The following is a 15,873-nucleotide window of genomic DNA, read 5'->3' on the forward strand; positions in this document are numbered from 1 at the left end:
TAATGACGGATATTGTGCCGACTGCACCACCGGTATCGACCGGCATCGGAAAGGGGAACGATGAACGACGATGAGACGACGCACGGCAATTTTGATTTCCGAGGGTTCGACGTGCCCGAACTGGAGGCAGTGACGCTTGCCGCAACGGCGGACGGCGGCAAATCTGCAGGCTCTGGGAAATCGGGTAAGTCCGGTAGATCAGGCAAATCCAGCAAACATAAGTCAGACCAAGACAAGAAAGGCACAACGGTGGCTAAAGAAGAGAAGAAGACCAAGAAGAACCGCCCGGGGCTGTTCACCCCGATGGAGCTGCGTGGCCTTACCGTGCGTAACCGCATCTGGCTGCCGCCGATGTGCACGTATTCCGCCTATGCGCGTGATGGCAAACCCACGCCGTTCCACTACCAGCATTATGTGTCTCGTGCCTTTGGTGGCTTTGGACTGATTATTGCCGAGGCGACTGCAGTGGCACCGGAAGGCCGTATCTCGCCGTGTGATCTGGGTCTGTGGGAAGACGGCCAGATTGACGCTTGGCGCTGGATTGTAGATGGTATTCGTGAGGCCGGAGCGGTGCCAGCCGTGCAGCTCAACCACGCTGGACGTAAGGCTTCCACCGGATGCTTTGCAGTGGGATATGAGAATCAGAGCGTGCCTGTTGAAGCGGATGGATGGCCTACGGTGGCACCGTCCGAAATCGCTTTTGGTGGGTTGGATATGCCGCGTGCACTGTCCGTGGATGAGATTCATGGCATCATCAGAGCCTTCGCCGCTGCGGCTGGCCGTGCGGTCGCCGCCGGGTTCCAGGCAATTGAGATTCATGCCGCTCACGGGTATTTGATTTCCCAGTTCCTTGATCCGCTGAGCAATGAGCGTGACGACGAATACGGCGGTGATCTGAACGGTCGTGCACGTTTTCTGCTGGAGATCGTGGACGCGGTGCGCGGAGTTGTTCCCGATACTTTGCCGGTGCTGGTGCGTATCTCTGCGACTGATTGGGCCGCGGGCGGCTGGGACCTGGATCAGACGATTCTGGTATCCAAGATGCTCAAAGAGCATGGCGTGGATCTGGTGGATGTGTCCACCGGCGGCATCGTGGCTGGCGTTTCGATTCCGGTCAAGCCGAACTACCAGGTGCCGTTTGCCGAGCAGGTGCGTGCCAAGGCCGACGTGCCGGTGACGGCGGTGGGTCTTATCACCAAGCCGAAGCAGGCGGAGAAGATTCTGATTCACGGCGAAGCTGATGCGGTGGAGATTGGCCGTGCTGCGCTGCGCGACCCGAATTGGCCATTGCGTGCCGCCCACAAGCTTGGCGTGCCGGTTGCCGAGGCGCCTTACGCACCGCAATACGTGCGTGGCGCGTACTGAGTGTTGTGTACATAGGCTCCCGCTGGCGGGAGCCGACCGGTAAAGCCGGACTGAGGGTGGTTAACGCACATACGTCGACCACCCTCAGCCTCACTGTGTTCGGCAGCCCCCGCCAGCGGGAGCCGGGATATCTAGATTCGCAAACTACTTCACGTCCACGCCGACGGCGTCGGAAACATGCTCGAATCCATCACGGCGCAGCAGGTTGGCTAGGCCGCGCTTCAATACGGTGATTTGCTGCGGGCCACGGTACATCAGCGAGCTGATGAACATGACCAGGCTTGAACCGGAACGAATCTTCTCATAGGCCTGCTCGGGGGTGAAGACGCCTCCGATGCCGGCGATGGCGAACCGGTCGCCATAGTCCTTGTACACTTTGCGAATCAGCTCATTGCTGGCCTGCGTGCACGGGCCGCCGGACAGACCGCCTTCCCAGTCGCGCGGAATCTCAAGCCCGGTGCGGTCCTTCTGCAGATTGGCGATGGACAAGCCTTGCACATTGTGCTCGGCCAGCACATCGAGCAGTTCCTTGTACTCACCCCACGGCTTGTTCAACGGCATCTTGACCAGCGTTGGCTGCGGGCGATCGATCTTGTCGAGTGCGGTGAACAGTCGGTCAAGTGCCTCCGATGTGGAGGTGAACGGTTCACCCACGTGTGTGTTCGGACAGGAGACATTGACCTCCACCATTGCGGTACGGCCGGCGGCACGGCGCATGGAGATGCAGTAATCCTCGATGCCTTCGTCCAAATCGCCGCACTGGTCGTCGTTGGTGCGGGCGATTGAGACGGACACTTGCATTTGGTTTGCCTGGGTCCATGCCTTCTCGGCGCGCTCGATGACCTTGTCCGAGCCGATGTTGGCGAGTCCCACATGCACCATCATCGAATCGTATTCGGGCAGACGATGGAACCAGGGCTTGGCGTTGCCCGGGCATGGGCGGGAGGTGGTGGAGCCGACCGTCTCAAAGCCGAAACCGGCGTTGTCAAGCAGCACGGGCATCTCGCAGTTCTTGTCGAGGCCGGCGGACAGGCCGAACGGGTTGGTGAAGTCGATTCCCATCACATTCGTCTCCAGAATGGGATCGGTGTAGTTGAGCATCATGCGCTCGGCAAACAGCAGTGGCGGCATGTGTTTGACCACGGAGCAAAATTCGATCATCTGATCATGCGCTTCATCGGGGCGATGGTTGAACACGAAGTTCGGCTTGATGATGTGCTTATAGCCAAAAGTGAACAGGTCAGTGGTGGCTTTGTTGACGGCGTCGTGCCAAAAGCTTTCAGAAACGTAAGTCATATTGCCCATTGTCTCACGTTTCAGCAGATTGTGACCAGCATGGTGTTCCTATTCTTTAAGTTCGTCTTTCTTGGCTCCCCTCTCTGAGGGAAGCTGTCGCGCAGCGGCTGAGGGGAGATTCGTGGGGGTGCTGCACGGTGGCTGAAGGAAGTTCGGAACATTACATGTTGACAGTCCTGAAAAATGTGCGTTTTTGCGCGGTTTTGCAGGAGTATAGGTTTGAATCGCCCGGAATTTTCGGGAAATTGTCCCCAAAACGCTCAAGCCGGTTTGGTTTGTGAGCTTTTGTGTGCGATAATGTTCGCATGATTTCGTCACAACGTCAGCATCTCATCTTGAGCAGGCTGCGCACGCGCGGTGCTGTGCGTATTACTGCGCTATCGAAGGAGCTGGGTGTGTCAGCGATGACCATCCGCCGCGATATCGCCGAACTTGCCGACAAGGGTTTGTTGAAGCGCGTCCATGGCGGCGCGGTGACCACTAGTACCTTGCTGAGCGAGCCTCTGTTCTCCGTCAAGTCCCAGATGGACATCGGTCTGAAAGATGCCATTGCCCAGGAAGCTATCAAATACGTGGCTCCTGGCGACGTGATCGCCATCGGCGGCGGCACCACGGCCTATGTCTTTGCCCAGCATCTGCTCGAATCCCAGCAGTCCAGCGGCATCACCATTCTCACCAATTCAATTCCAGTGGCCGAGTTGGTGCAGGCCCTCGAATCCAAGGATGTGGAAGTGATTGTCACCGGCGGTGTAATCACCCGCTCAAACTCGCTTGTCGGGCCGATTGCGGACAAGGTCGTCGCCTCGCTGCGCGTCAACACTGTATTCCTCGGCACTCATTCAGTGTCGATTCCCCGCGGCTTCCTCATGCCGAACTCGCTTGAGGCCGCTACCGATATGGCGATGATGGACATCGCCGATCGCACCATAGTTTTGACCGATCACACCAAGTGGAGCTGCACGTCGCTGTCGCTGTTCGCGCGCTTCGACCAGGTGGACACGGTCATCACCGACGACGGTCTCGACCCTGACTCCGCCGCCAAAACCAAGGATTTGGTAAAGGAACTCGTGCTGGCCCACCAGAGCGAGACCATTGAGGAAAGTGAGTAACACCCATGGCTGATTTCGCCAACTACACCCCCGGAGAGTACGCGAAGAAGCATATCCGCATCACGCCGACGACGCTTGCCGACGGTCGTGACTTCTTCTATCTGGACGACGATCCCGAGTTCGTCTCCGGTGCCAAGACCCGCGAGCTCAAGGATCCGCGCCCGCTGGACTACCGTTTTGCCCCGCACCTGGACGCCGACGGCAACGAAGTGCCGTACGCCGCTCCGCAGATGCGCCGCGACCCGCTGACCGGTGACTGGATTCCGATGGCCACCGCGCGTATGAACCGCCCGATCACCGCTGGCCCCGGCGCCACCGCCAAGGGCAACCCGCTGGCCGCCCGCAAGCCCGGCGACCCGTATCAGGACGGCGAGGTGCCGGACACCGATTACAACGTCGTGGTGTTCGAGAACCGCTTCCCCTCCATGGTGCGCGTGCCCGGTGTCTCCGAGGATGTGACCTACGTTGATGGCAACCCGCTGTGGGAAAAGAAGCTGGCCGCCGGCCGCTGCGAAGTCATCTGCTTCGATCCGAACGAGAACGGCCTGCCGGCTGACCTGCCGGTGTCCCGCCTGCGTACCGTGGTCGAGGCATGGGCTTTCCGTACCGCTGAAATCTCCAAGATGGAGGGCATCGAGCAGATCTTCCCGTTCGAGAACCACGGTCAGGAGATCGGCGTCTCCCTTGCCCACCCGCATGGTCAGGTCTACTGCTACCCGTTCATCGCCCCGAAGATGGAGAAGGAACTCCAGCACACCGAGGCCTACCACGAGAAGACCGGTGGCAACCTGCTTAAGGACATCATGAATGCCGAGCTCGAGGCTGGCGAGCGCATTGTGATGCGTAACCACTCTTGGGTTGCTTACGTGCCGGCCGCCGCCCGCTGGCCTCTTGAGGTCCACGTGGCTCCGGTTCGCGACGTGCTCACCTTGGACGAGCTCAACGACGAAGAGCGTTGGGACCTTGCCTCCATGTACTCGCACCTCCTGAAGCGCGGCAACGCGTTCTTCGACAAGGGCGACGGCAAGGGCATGGACCTGCCGTACATCGCCGCATGGCACCAGGCCCCGATTCACGACGCTCGCCGTGAGAACTACCGCCTGAACCTGCAGTTCTTCTCCTTCCGTCGTGCTGCCAATAAGATCAAGTACCTCGCTGGCTCCGAATCCGGCATGGCCGCCTGGATCTCCGACACCACGCCGGAACTCATCGCCAAGCGCTTCCACGAGCTCGGCTCCATCGATATCGCCGACTGATAGAAAGAAAAACACCAATGTCTGCTGTTGAATTCATTGAGCCGCTGACCCATGAAGAGGGCGTCTCGCAAGCCACCAAGCTGTTTGTGGACACCTACGGCGCTGCGCCCGAGGGCGTGTGGGCTGCTCCGGGCCGTGTGAACCTGATCGGTGAGCACACCGATTACAACGCCGGCCTGTGCCTGCCGATCGCTCTGCCGCACCGCACTTTCATCGCCCTGAAGCCGCGCGAAGACACCAAGGTTCGCGTCGTCTCCGGCGTGGCTCCCGACAAGGTCGCTGAAGCTGATCTCGATGGCCTCAAGGCCCGTGGCGTGGACGGCTGGTCCGCCTACCCGACCGGTGTGGCTTGGGCGCTGCGTCAGGCTGGTTTCGACAAGGTCAAGGGCTTTGATGCCGCCTTCGTCTCCTGCGTGCCGCTGGGCTCCGGCCTGAGCTCCTCCGCCGCCATGACCTGCTCCACCGCTCTGGCTCTGGACGACGTGTACGGCCTTGGCTACGGCGATTCCGACGCCGGCCGTGTGACCCTCATCAACGCCGCCATCAAGTCCGAGAACGAGATGGCCGGCGCCTCCACCGGCGGTCTTGACCAGAACGCTTCCATGCGTTGCACCGAAGGCCACGCGCTGCTGCTTGACTGCCGTCCGGAGCTGACCCCGCTGGAGAACGTCTCCCAGCAGGAGTTCGGCCTCGACAAGTACAACCTCGAGCTGCTTGTGGTCGATACCCAGGCTCCGCACCAGCTCAACGATGGCCAGTACGCTCAGCGTCGCGCCACCTGCGAGGAAGCCGCCAAGATTCTCGGTGTGGCCAACCTGCGCGTTACCGCCGACGGCATCTCCAAGGCCGATGACCAGTTCCAGGCCCTCAAGGAAACGCTTGACGCCCTGCCTGACGAGACCATGAAGAAGCGCGTGCGCCACGTCGTCACCGAAATCGAGCGCGTGCGTTCCTTCGTGCGTGCCTTCGCTCAGGGCGACATCAAGGCTGCGGGCCGTCTGTTCAACGCTTCCCACGATTCGCTGGCCGCCGACTACGAGGTCACCGTCCCCGAGCTGGACATCGCCGTAGACGTGGCCCGCAAGAACGGCGCCTACGGTGCGCGTATGACCGGCGGCGGCTTCGGCGGCTCCATCATCGCTCTGGTTGATAAGGGCCGTTCTCAGGAAGTCGCCCAGAAGATTGCCGACGAGTTCGAAAAGCAGGGCTTCCACGCTCCGCGCGCCCTTGCGGCTTATGCCGCTCCGAGCGCCAGCCGCGAGGCCTGAGCTACCTACTTTGGCTCCCGCTGGCGGGAGCTGTCGAACGTAGTGAGACTGAGGGTGGTTTGTCGTATACAGTGACCACCCTCAGTCAGCTTCGCTGACAGCTCCCGCCAGCGGGAGCCCCCTCCTCTTCTCTTTTTCCCCTCCCTATCGTGCCGCGACACGCGGGGCGTACTTACGAAGAATTTCGAATCGTATTACGGTTGCGGATTGTTTTGAAAATCGCATGGCTTCTGCCGAAATCACATGGCAGGCCATGCGTTTTTTTGTTGCCGTCGTTGGCCCGGACATTAGGGGCATATCGACATTTTCGCGCGACGGCAATGATGAAGAGACAATCCGAGAGAGGTTCCGTTGCCCGCTACCCAGACAACCCCTGAAAATACTACGTCCGCCGGTGCATCCGGCCACACTATGAATACGAGCGATGCCCGCGAATCCTTCGATGAGGGCAGCAACAGCAATATGTCGGCTACTCAGCGGCCCAGCCGAGGCGAGTCCGGCGTCGCGGTGGTGCGGTTGAGAGTCTGGCCGTGTGAACATGGCCCAACGGACTCGATGATTCCTGAGAGTCCGCGAATCCGGAAATGGAACGGCATGAATGGCGTGATGCAGGTTTGTGACTTGTCTGAGCTGTTCCATTCCGGCGGTATTGGTGCCTGGCAACGGTCAGACGACAGACGATACATGAATCGGTAATGAACATAAATGGCGGGTGTCTTCCCTATACTTGGGGGAGTCACCCGCTTTTCGTATACGACCAGGGAGAGCCATGAATAAGGCCATCATCACCGTCGTCGGTCAGGATACCGTCGGCATCATCGCGCGCGTCTGCACCTATCTGTCCGAGCATAACGTCAACGTGCTTGATATTTCGCAGACCATCATCGACGGATATCTCAACATGATGATGATTGTCGACTATGCCAATGCGGACAAGGACTTTGGTGCCATGGTCGGCAACCTTGAGGATCTTGGCGACGACATCGGCGTGCGTATCCGCTGCCAGCGTGAAGAGATCTTCACCAAGATGCACCGTATCTGATTCTGATATAGCTTTCGATTCCCTCCCGCTGGCGGGAGGTGGCGCATAGCGCCGGTGGGTGGTCTCATGTTGGATACCACCTCAGTCGGTTTCACCGGCAGCCCCCGCCAGCGAGGGCGAAAAAACAACCGTAAGGAACACACCATGCTGAATATCATGGAGGTCCACGAGACCAATCAGATGATCGAGCAGGAGAAGCTCGACGTCCGCACCATCACCATGGGCATCTCGTTGCTCGACTGTGCGACGGACAACGTCGACACGACTTGCAACAACATTTACCGCAAGATCACCACCTACGCCAAGGATCTCGTCTCCACCGGTCAGGCCATTGAGCGTGACTACGGCATCCCGATCGTCAATAAGCGCATCACCGTCACCCCGATTTCACTGGTGGGTGCCAGCTCCTGCAAGACGAGCGAGGATTTCGTCAAGATCGCGCATGCGCTGGATAAGGCGGCCAAGGAAGTCGGCGTCGACCTGATCGGCGGCTACTCCGCGCTCGTTTCCAAGGCCATGACCCCGGCTGAGGAACTGCTGATTAAGTCCCTGCCGCAGGCGCTTTCAGAGACCGACATCGTGTGCTCGTCTGTGAACGTCGGTTCCACCAAGACCGGCATCGACATGAACGCGGTCGAACTGCTCGGCCACATCATCAAGGACATCTCCGAGCGCACCGCCGACAACGACTCTTACGGCTGCGTCAAGTTCGTGGCGTTCTGCAACGTGCCTGACGACAACCCGTTCATGGCCGGTGGCTTCCACGGCGTTACCGAAGGCGACGCGGTCATCAACGTTGGTGTCTCCGGCCCCGGTGTGGTCTCCCGCGCACTCGATGCGGCCAAAGGCAAGGACTTCGAGTTCCTGTGCGAGACCATCAAGCGCACCGCGTTCAAGATCACGCGCGTGGGCCAGCTTGTGGCTCAGGAGGCTTCCCGCCGTCTTGGCGTGCCGTTCGGCATCATCGACCTTTCCCTCGCTCCGACCCCGGCCGTGGGCGACTCGGTGGGCGAAGTGCTTGAGAAGATAGGCCTCGAACAAGTTGGCGCTCCCGGCACCACTGCGGCCTTGGCCATGCTCAACGACCAGGTCAAGAAGGGCGGCATCATGGCGTCCTCCTACGTGGGCGGTCTGTCCGGTGCGTTCATCCCGGTCTCCGAAGACAAGAACATGATTGACGCTGCCGCCTCCGGTTGCTTGACCCTCGAGAAGCTTGAGGCCATGACCTGCGTATGCTCGGTGGGTCTTGACATGATCGCCATTCCGGGCGATACCTCTGCTTCCACCATCTCCGGCCTGATCGCCGACGAAGCCGCCATCGGCATGGTCAACCAGAAGACCACTGCCGTGCGTGTGATCCCTGTGGCGGGCAAGGGCGTTGGTGAAATGGCGAACTTCGGCGGCCTGATGGGCTACGCGCCCATCATGCCGGTCAACCAGACCAGCTGCGAGGCCTTCGTGACTCGTGGCGGTCGCATTCCCGCTCCGATTCACAGCTTCAAGAACTGATTCAGTAGGGTATCTGCCTTCAAGAGGTACCTCTGGCTCTTCGCGGAGAGCTATCTGCTTTCAGAGAGGTACCTATATACGGAAACCTCGAGTATGCGCGTTGGAATATCAACGTCCATACTCGAGGTTTCTTAATTGAGGTGCCCCTTTGAAAGCAGAAAGCATTCTGCAAAAGCCCGAATGCACCCCCTCCGAAGGCGGATATCGATTTGGATGACCTTTCGAGAGGTCTATTCCCGTTTCGAGGGGCTGATTTCGACCTTTCTGGAGGTCTACTTCCGTTTCAAGGGGCTGATATATGCGAAGACCCCGAGTACAAGCGTTGATATTTCAATGTCTGTACTCGGGGTTTCGTCCTTTGACAGCCCCTTGAAACGGAGATAGACCTCCGGCGGATGCCGAATCAGCCCCTCAAAGCGCCGATAGACCCATCTTCTGCGTTCATTTCCACAATGATGGTCGTGCTGCGAGGCTCAGGGTTTCCTCCCTCACGCCTGTCGGCGTTCGTTCGGCGTCGCTACTCGAAGGCCCACCGGGCCTTCTCCTCACGCTCCGCCCTTGAAATTCAGTTGGCGCCAGGCTTCGTAGATGGCGATGGATGCGCAGTTGGTGAGGTTTAGGGAGCGCAAGGACGGGCGCATGGGCAGTCGCACCTGCTCGGCCACGTGCGGGCCTTCCATGATGTCCATCGGGTCGGGGATGTCGCCGGGCTCGGGGCCGAACAGCAGGATGTCGGTCGGCTTGTATTCCACTTCGGTGTACAGCTTGGTGGCATGTGCGGTGAACGCGATGATGCGCGAATTGGGCATGGACTCCACCAGGTTGTCGAAATTCGGATGCAGCACCACGTGGGCCATGTCGTGGTAGTCGAGGCCTGCTCGGCGCAGCTTGGTGTCGCGCAGGTTGAAACCCAACGGCTCCACCAAATGCAGGATGGTGCCGGTCACCGCGCACAGGCGGATGGCCGAGCCGGTGTTGCCGGGAATACGCGGTGAGTAGTAGCACAGGTGCGGTGTTACGGTTTCGGTGGTGGCGGCCTTTTCAGCTGAGAGCATCGCGTCCACCACGGAGATGGGGTTGCCATGCGCGTCGGTTACGAGTTCGTCCGGTCCGTAATTCGATTTACGGTACCCGTACTCGAACATCTTCTCGACTTTTGTTTCGGGATTCTGCGCGTTCTGCGAATTCTGTTCTGCCTCGTTCGTCATAGCTGCTAAGAATAAGAACGATGAACGACACAGCAATTTCTTTACGGCTCGGCGCATGGTGGGAGGCCAATGCGCGTGACTTGCCATGGCGCTTCGGACGGGCCACGCCGTGGGGCGTGCTGGTCAGTGAGGTGATGAGCCAGCAGACGCAGATGAGTCGTGTGGTGCCGTATTGGAACGATTGGATGGCGCGCTGGCCTGACGCCCGTGCTCTTGCCGCAGCACCTAAAGCCGATGTGATCACCGCATGGGGCCGGCTTGGCTATCCTCGCCGTGCGCTGCGATTGCAGGAATGCGCCCGCGTGGTGGCGGAAGAATATGGCGATGAGCTGCCTCGCACCTACGACGAGCTCGTCGCTCTGCCCGGTATCGGCGACTACACTGCCTCCGCCGTGCTGAGCTTTGCATTCGGTGAGCGCATTGCGGTGATCGATACGAATATTCGCCGCGTGCTGAGCCGCGTATTCCTCGGCACCGAATCTCGCGGGGGAGCGGCGAGCCCGGTCGAACGCGCGCTCGCCAACCGCATGTTGCCCCAAGACAGGGTTTGTGGGGACGGTGCCGATTGCACGGACCATGCATACCGATCCGGCGAACACACTTTCCTGCAGCGCAGCGAACCTCCATCGGTCACGTGGAATCAGTCGGTGATGGAATTGGGCGCGGTGGTTTGCACGGCCAAGACGCCGTTATGCGAGATTTGCCCGATTGCGGATGATTGTGCATTTCTCAAAGCCGGCCGCCCCGGACTGGGGGAGCGCCGCACCCGCCCGCGGCAGCGATTCCAAGGCACTGATCGTCAGGTGCGCGGACTGGTGCTTGCGGCGTTGCGCGCATTGCCGGCGAATGACACGCTTGCCAGAGTGGATGCCGAAAACCTATGGAAAGACCAGGTTCAGCTCGACTCCTGCATCGCGAGCCTTGACGATGACGGGTTGATCGAGATTCTGGAGAATGGTGCCCTTCGTCTGCCCCACGACTGATTCCGCACAGTGCTATGAAGTGGTTGAACCGCACACGTGTGAGAGCGTACGCGTGGATGAGCGGATGATATCGCTGAGCGGAATATTGGTCTTGGCTGACATTCTGTGAAAATATGGGACTGCCGTGCGTGCATGGCGATGACGACCGTACACTGAAGAGGTTATGGCAGTGCAGAGGAATAAGTCAGGTGCGAATCCTAAAAGCGCCGGAGATGGTCGTGGCGGGTGGGGCGCCCGATGTCTCGCGGCAAAAAACACCTCTCGCAAGTCTGCTTCTCGGAAGTTCTCCAATCCCGTTCGCTCCGGTAGGACTGTCAAAACCGCGATACCTGCAAAGACCATCCGGTCTGCCAAGGCAGGTGCTGCCACAAAGCGCACCATCAGTAAGAAGAAGCAGACGATGTACCGTCGCCGCCGCATCGTGGTTGGTGTGGCATTGGTGTTAGTTCTCGCGCTAATCGTATTTTGCGTCTACAGCCTTGGCCGTGGGGTCGGAGCCATCAACACGGCAATTCATCATGACGAGGTGTATGCCATTTCCCGCGACACCGTGCCGACGCCGAAGAAAACCAGCGGTGTTAAGGATTGCTCGGCCAAGGATTTGTCGCTTGATCTGAGCTCGGCGTCCCAATCCGTGCCGGTTGGCGGGTCATTGGAATTCACCGCCAAGATCGTGCATGACGGTTCCGACAGCTGTCTGGTCGATGGATCCGATGCGGGCCGCGTGCTCACCATTACTTCCGGTCAGCAAACCGTCTATACCTCCGCCTTGTGCGCCACGGATTCCCGCATGCTGTTGATGGCCAAGGGAGACAAAGACATTCAGCAGCTCAAATGGAATGCCGATTCCAATGCCGCGCTGACCGAGTGCACGGATGAGGCGGACTGGCCTCGCGTGAACGCGGGAACGTATGTGGCTCGGCTGAGTCTGAAGGATCATCCCAAGGTGAAGAGCGATCCGGTGACGTTTACGGTGGAGTAATTGGAGGGGGCTGCTCCGGGCTTCTCTCCGCCCTCGCCCGTGTGAGGTCGGCCTCGGTATCAGCGGGAAGTCGCGCAAAAGATGTCCTGCTATAGCGTTATTCTTTTGACTTCGCATGAGGTGTGTCATATTGCGGGCATGCCATCGACAATGAAGCGTCCGCATAGGCATATGGTGGCCATGCCGGCGCTCCCAGGGGAATTATTAATCTAAGCGAGCGATAAGGAACGTCCATTGGCTACTGAGTCTACGACGAACACCACCACCATCATCGCACGCGCCGACCAGCATGATATTGACCTGCACAAGGCGTCGGATCGCGTGAACTTCGGTTCCATCAAGGAACCCATCGATGTGCCCTACCTGCTGGGCGTGCAGACCGACAGCTTCGATTGGCTGATCGGCAACGAACGCTGGAAGGCGCGCGTCGAGGAGGACGAAAAGAACGGCACTAACACCGTGGCCCACACCTCCGGCCTCGATGAGGTCTTCAACGAGATCTCTCCGATCGAGAACTTCGCTCAGACCATGAGCCTGACCTTCTCCGATCCGTACTTCGAAGAGCCGCGTCACACCGTGCAGGAATGCAAGGAGAAGGATTACACCTACTCCGCACCGCTGTACGTGAACGCCGAGTTCGAGAACGGCGACACCGGCGAGATCAAGTCCCAGACCGTGTTCATGGGTGACTTCCCGCTGCAGACCCCGCACGGCACCTTTATCATCGGCGGCACCGAGCGAGTCATCGTCTCCCAGCTCGTGCGCTCCCCGGGCGTCTACTTCGATCGTCAGCAGGACCGTACTTCCGACAAGGAAGTCTTCGGCGCGAAGATTATCCCGTCCCGCGGCGCATGGCTTGAGTTCGAGGTCGATAAGAAGGATCAGCCGCAGGTGCGCGTGGACCGCAAGCGCAAGCAGTCCGCCATCGTGTTCCTCATGGCCATCGGCATGACCAAGTCCGAGATCGCCAAGGCCTTCAAGGACTACCCGCTGGTGCTCGATGCACTCGAGAAGGAAACCCTCGAGACCCAGGACGAGGCCCTTGTTGACCTCTACCGCAAGATTCGTCCGGCTGACACCCCGACCCCCGAGGCCGGCAAGAACCTGTTGGACTCCTTCTACTTCAACACCAAGCGTTACGATCTGGCCCGCGTCGGCCGTTACAAGATCAACCGCAAGCTGGGCGTTGAGGCCGACTTCAACGATCGTTCCCTCCACCAGGAGGACATCATCGCCACCATCAAGTACTTGGTGGCCCTGCACGATGGTGCTGCGACCTTCCCGGGCAAGCGCAACGGCGAAGATGTTGACCTGCGCGTGGACGTTGACGATATCGACCACTTCGGCAACCGTCGTATCCGTCAGGTCGGTGAGCTGGTCCAGAACCAGCTGCGTACCGGTCTGTCCCGTATGGAGCGCGTGGTACGCGAGCGTATGACCACTCAGGACGCCGAGGCCATCACCCCGCAGTCCCTGATCAACATCCGCCCGGTGAACGCCACCATCAAGGAGTTCTTCGGCACCTCCCAGCTCTCCCAGTTCATGGACCAGAACAACCCGCTGTCCGGTGTGACGAACAAGCGTCGTCTCTCCGCTTTGGGCCCCGGCGGTCTGTCCCGCGATCGCGCCTCCATGGAGGTCCGCGACGTGCACCCGTCCCACTTTGGCCGTATGTGCCCGATCGAGTCTCCTGAAGGCCCGAACATCGGTCTGATTGGTTCTCTGGCAACCTTCGGCCGCGTCAACCCGTTCGGCTTCATCGAGACCCCGTACCGCAAGGTCGTCAACGGCCACGTGACCGACGAGGTCGAGTACATGACCGCTGACCGTGATCTCGACCACGTCATCGCCCAGGCCAACCAGGAACTTGACGAGAACGGCAACTTCGTCTCCAAGTCCGCCCTTGCCCGAGTCGGCGAGGAAGAGGCAGTCGATGTGCCGGTGAGCTCCGTGGATTACATGGATGTCTCCCCGCGTCAGATGGTCTCCCTCGGTGCCTCCCTGATTCCGTTCCTGGAGCATGATGAGGGCCACCGTGCACTGATGGGTACCAACATGCAGCGTCAGGCCGTGCCGCTGATCGAATCCGAGCGCCCGCTGGTGGGTACCGGTTCCGAATGGCGCGCCGCCAACGATTCCGGCGACGTCATCAAGGCCGACAAAGACGGTGTGGTCACCTACGTGTCCGCCGACCTGATCCGTGTGATGAACGACGACGGCACCACCAGCTCCTACAAGCTGGCTAAGTTCCAGCGTTCCAACCAGACCACCTGCTACAATCAGCGCCCGATCATCCACGATGGCGAGCGTGTGGAGGCCGGCTCGGTGCTGGCCGATGGTCCTGCCATCCAGAAGGGCGACCTGGCCCTAGGCAAGAACCTGCTCATCGCCTTCATGCCGTGGAACGGCTACAACTACGAGGATGCTGTGATCATCTCCCAGCGCCTCGTGCAGGACGACACCCTCTCCTCCATCCACATCGAGGAGTACGAGATTGACGCCCGCGAAACCAAGCTGGGCGCCGAAGAGATTACCCGCGACCTGCCGAACGTCGGCGAGGACGCTGTGGCCAACCTTGATGAGCGCGGCATCATCCGCATCGGCGCCGAGGTCGAGGCCGGCGACATTCTGGTCGGTAAGGTCACCCCGAAGGGTGAGACCGAGCTGACCCCGGAGGAGCGCCTGCTGCGTGCCATCTTCGGCGAGAAGTCCCGCGAGGTGCGTGACACCTCCCTGCGTGTGCCCCACGGCGAGACCGGTACGGTCATCGGCGTCAAGGAGATTACCCGCGAGGATGCCGAGGAGGACGGCGACGAGCTGCCCAACGGCGTCAACCAGATGATCCGCGTCTACATCGCCCAGCACCGTAAGATCACGGTGGGCGACAAGCTCTCCGGCCGCCATGGCAACAAGGGCTGCATCTCCCGCATCCTGCCGGAAGAGGATATGCCGTTCCTTGCCGACGGTACTCCGGTCGACATCATGTTGAACCCGCTGGGTGTGCCTTCCCGAATGAACCTCGGTCAGGTGCTTGAGCTGCACCTCGGCTGGATTGCTCACTCCGGTTGGGACATCTCTTTGGATCCGAATCTGGAAGCCGAGTGGAAGAAGCTGATTCCGTCCGGTGCCGAGAAGGCCGAGCCGAACACCCCGGTCGCCACCCCGGTGTTCGACGGTGTCAAGCCGGAAGTCCTGAGGGGTCTGCTGTCCACCACGCTGCCGAACCGTGACGGCGACCGTCTCGTGGGCCCCGACGGCAAGGCGACTCTGTTCGACGGCCGCACCGGTGAGCCGTACACCAAGCAGATTTCCGTGGGCTACATGTACATGCTGAAGCTGCACCACCTGGTCGACGACAAGATTCACGCCCGCTCCACCGGCCCGTACTCCATGATCACCCAGCAGCCGCTCGGTGGTAAGGCCCAGTTCGGTGGCCAGCGCTTCGGCGAGATGGAGGTGTGGGCCCTCGAGGCCTACGGTGCCGCCTACACGCTGCACGAAATGATGACCACCAAATCCGATGACGTCGACGGCCGCGTGCGCGTCTACGGCGCCATCGTCAAGGGCGATAACCTGCCGCCGGCAGGCATCCCTGAGTCGTTCAAGGTGCTCCTGAAGGAAATGCAGTCCCTGTCCCTGAACGTCGAGGTGCTCAACGCCGAAGGCGTGGCCATCGACATGAAGGACGAGGAAGACGATCCGGTGAGTTCCGCCGACGATCTCGGCTTCAACATTGGTGCCCGCCCCGACGCGGCCGCCAAGGAAGACCAGAAGGCCGAAGAACCCGAATACCAGTGATTCCACGGGTTGTCGCCTGCCGCGCCTAGAGCGGCGGGCGACAACTCCACACAGCGT

The 15,873-nt window shown here is 60.2% G+C and carries 11 protein-coding genes; 9 read left to right on the top strand and 2 right to left on the bottom strand.

The features are described from left to right. Positions 1-60: 60 nt before the first annotated feature. The gene (locus BBBR_RS02110; RefSeq protein ID WP_003828409.1) at positions 61-1,365 is read left to right on the top strand and encodes an NADH:flavin oxidoreductase/NADH oxidase; all 1,305 of its coding nucleotides are present in this window, start codon (positions 61-63) and stop codon (positions 1,363-1,365) included. 144 nt (positions 1,366-1,509) lie between these two features. On the opposite strand, the gene BBBR_RS02115 is transcribed toward BBBR_RS02110, so the two are convergent. Further along, positions 1,510-2,661, bottom strand: a complete 1,152-nt coding sequence (locus tag BBBR_RS02115) for a quinone-dependent dihydroorotate dehydrogenase (RefSeq protein WP_025332090.1) — start codon at positions 2,659-2,661, stop codon at positions 1,510-1,512. 305 nt (positions 2,662-2,966) lie between these two features. Here BBBR_RS02115 and BBBR_RS02120 point away from each other — a divergent pair, with 305 nt between their 5' ends. The 5 genes from BBBR_RS02120 to BBBR_RS02140 all read left to right on the top strand — a co-directional run bounded on the left by BBBR_RS02120 (position 2,967) and on the right by BBBR_RS02140 (position 8,845). Beyond that, positions 2,967-3,770, top strand: a complete 804-nt coding sequence (locus BBBR_RS02120; protein WP_003828412.1) for a DeoR/GlpR family DNA-binding transcription regulator — start codon at positions 2,967-2,969, stop codon at positions 3,768-3,770. A gap of 5 nt (positions 3,771-3,775) precedes the next feature. Continuing rightward, entirely contained in the window at positions 3,776-5,026 is a 1,251-nt protein-coding gene (gene galT, locus BBBR_RS02125) for a galactose-1-phosphate uridylyltransferase (protein WP_003828414.1), read from the top strand. A gap of 17 nt (positions 5,027-5,043) precedes the next feature. After that, positions 5,044-6,294, top strand: a complete 1,251-nt coding sequence (gene galK / locus BBBR_RS02130) for a galactokinase (RefSeq protein ID WP_003828415.1) — start codon at positions 5,044-5,046, stop codon at positions 6,292-6,294. 769 nt (positions 6,295-7,063) lie between these two features. Further along, positions 7,064-7,336: an ACT domain-containing protein gene (locus tag BBBR_RS02135; protein WP_003828420.1), complete on the top strand. Its 273-nt coding sequence runs from the start codon at positions 7,064-7,066 to the stop codon at positions 7,334-7,336. A 144-nt stretch (positions 7,337-7,480) separates the two neighbouring features. Then, entirely contained in the window at positions 7,481-8,845 is a 1,365-nt protein-coding gene (locus BBBR_RS02140; RefSeq protein WP_007051324.1) for a PFL family protein, read from the top strand. Positions 8,846-9,390: 545 nt separating this feature from the next. Here the strand turns inward: BBBR_RS02140 and BBBR_RS02150 are convergent. After that, positions 9,391-10,053 (bottom strand): tRNA (cytidine(34)-2'-O)-methyltransferase, encoded by a 663-nt coding sequence (locus tag BBBR_RS02150; protein ID WP_003828427.1) that lies wholly within the window; start codon positions 10,051-10,053, stop codon positions 9,391-9,393. 20 nt (positions 10,054-10,073) lie between these two features. On the opposite strand from BBBR_RS02150, the gene BBBR_RS02155 reads away from it, so the two are divergent. The 3 genes from BBBR_RS02155 (at position 10,074) to rpoB (ending at position 15,816) form a co-directional block, all read left to right on the top strand. Further along, positions 10,074-11,036, top strand: coding sequence for an HhH-GPD family protein (locus tag BBBR_RS02155; protein WP_003828430.1), 963 nt, complete (start codon positions 10,074-10,076; stop codon positions 11,034-11,036). A 163-nt stretch (positions 11,037-11,199) separates the two neighbouring features. Continuing rightward, positions 11,200-12,018 carry a hypothetical protein gene (locus BBBR_RS02160; protein ID WP_003828435.1) on the top strand — a complete coding sequence of 273 codons (819 nt, stop codon included), beginning with the start codon at positions 11,200-11,202 and terminating at the stop codon, positions 12,016-12,018. A gap of 234 nt (positions 12,019-12,252) precedes the next feature. Continuing rightward, positions 12,253-15,816: a DNA-directed RNA polymerase subunit beta gene (rpoB, locus tag BBBR_RS02165; RefSeq protein WP_003828436.1), complete on the top strand. Its 3,564-nt coding sequence runs from the start codon at positions 12,253-12,255 to the stop codon at positions 15,814-15,816. Positions 15,817-15,873 lie beyond the last annotated feature (57 nt).

This window comes from Bifidobacterium breve DSM 20213 = JCM 1192 (assembly GCF_001025175.1).
In the GTDB taxonomy this organism is placed as follows: Bacteria; Actinomycetota; Actinomycetes; order Actinomycetales; family Bifidobacteriaceae; genus Bifidobacterium; species Bifidobacterium breve.

Bases quoted from the DNA above. Each gene is read 5' to 3' on its own strand.
- BBBR_RS02110 (WP_003828409.1), top strand. From the start codon at position 61: ATGAACGACGATGAGACGACGCACGGCAATTTTGATTTCCGAGGGTTC.
- BBBR_RS02115 (WP_025332090.1), bottom strand. From the start codon at position 2,661: ATGACTTACGTTTCTGAAAGCTTTTGGCACGACGCCGTCAACAAAGCC.
- BBBR_RS02120 (WP_003828412.1), top strand. From the start codon at position 2,967: ATGATTTCGTCACAACGTCAGCATCTCATCTTGAGCAGGCTGCGCACG.
- galT (WP_003828414.1), top strand. From the start codon at position 3,776: ATGGCTGATTTCGCCAACTACACCCCCGGAGAGTACGCGAAGAAGCAT.
- galK (WP_003828415.1), top strand. From the start codon at position 5,044: ATGTCTGCTGTTGAATTCATTGAGCCGCTGACCCATGAAGAGGGCGTC.
- BBBR_RS02135 (WP_003828420.1), top strand. From the start codon at position 7,064: ATGAATAAGGCCATCATCACCGTCGTCGGTCAGGATACCGTCGGCATC.
- BBBR_RS02140 (WP_007051324.1), top strand. From the start codon at position 7,481: ATGCTGAATATCATGGAGGTCCACGAGACCAATCAGATGATCGAGCAG.
- BBBR_RS02150 (WP_003828427.1), bottom strand. From the start codon at position 10,053: ATGACGAACGAGGCAGAACAGAATTCGCAGAACGCGCAGAATCCCGAA.
- BBBR_RS02155 (WP_003828430.1), top strand. From the start codon at position 10,074: ATGAACGACACAGCAATTTCTTTACGGCTCGGCGCATGGTGGGAGGCC.
- BBBR_RS02160 (WP_003828435.1), top strand. From the start codon at position 11,200: ATGGCAGTGCAGAGGAATAAGTCAGGTGCGAATCCTAAAAGCGCCGGA.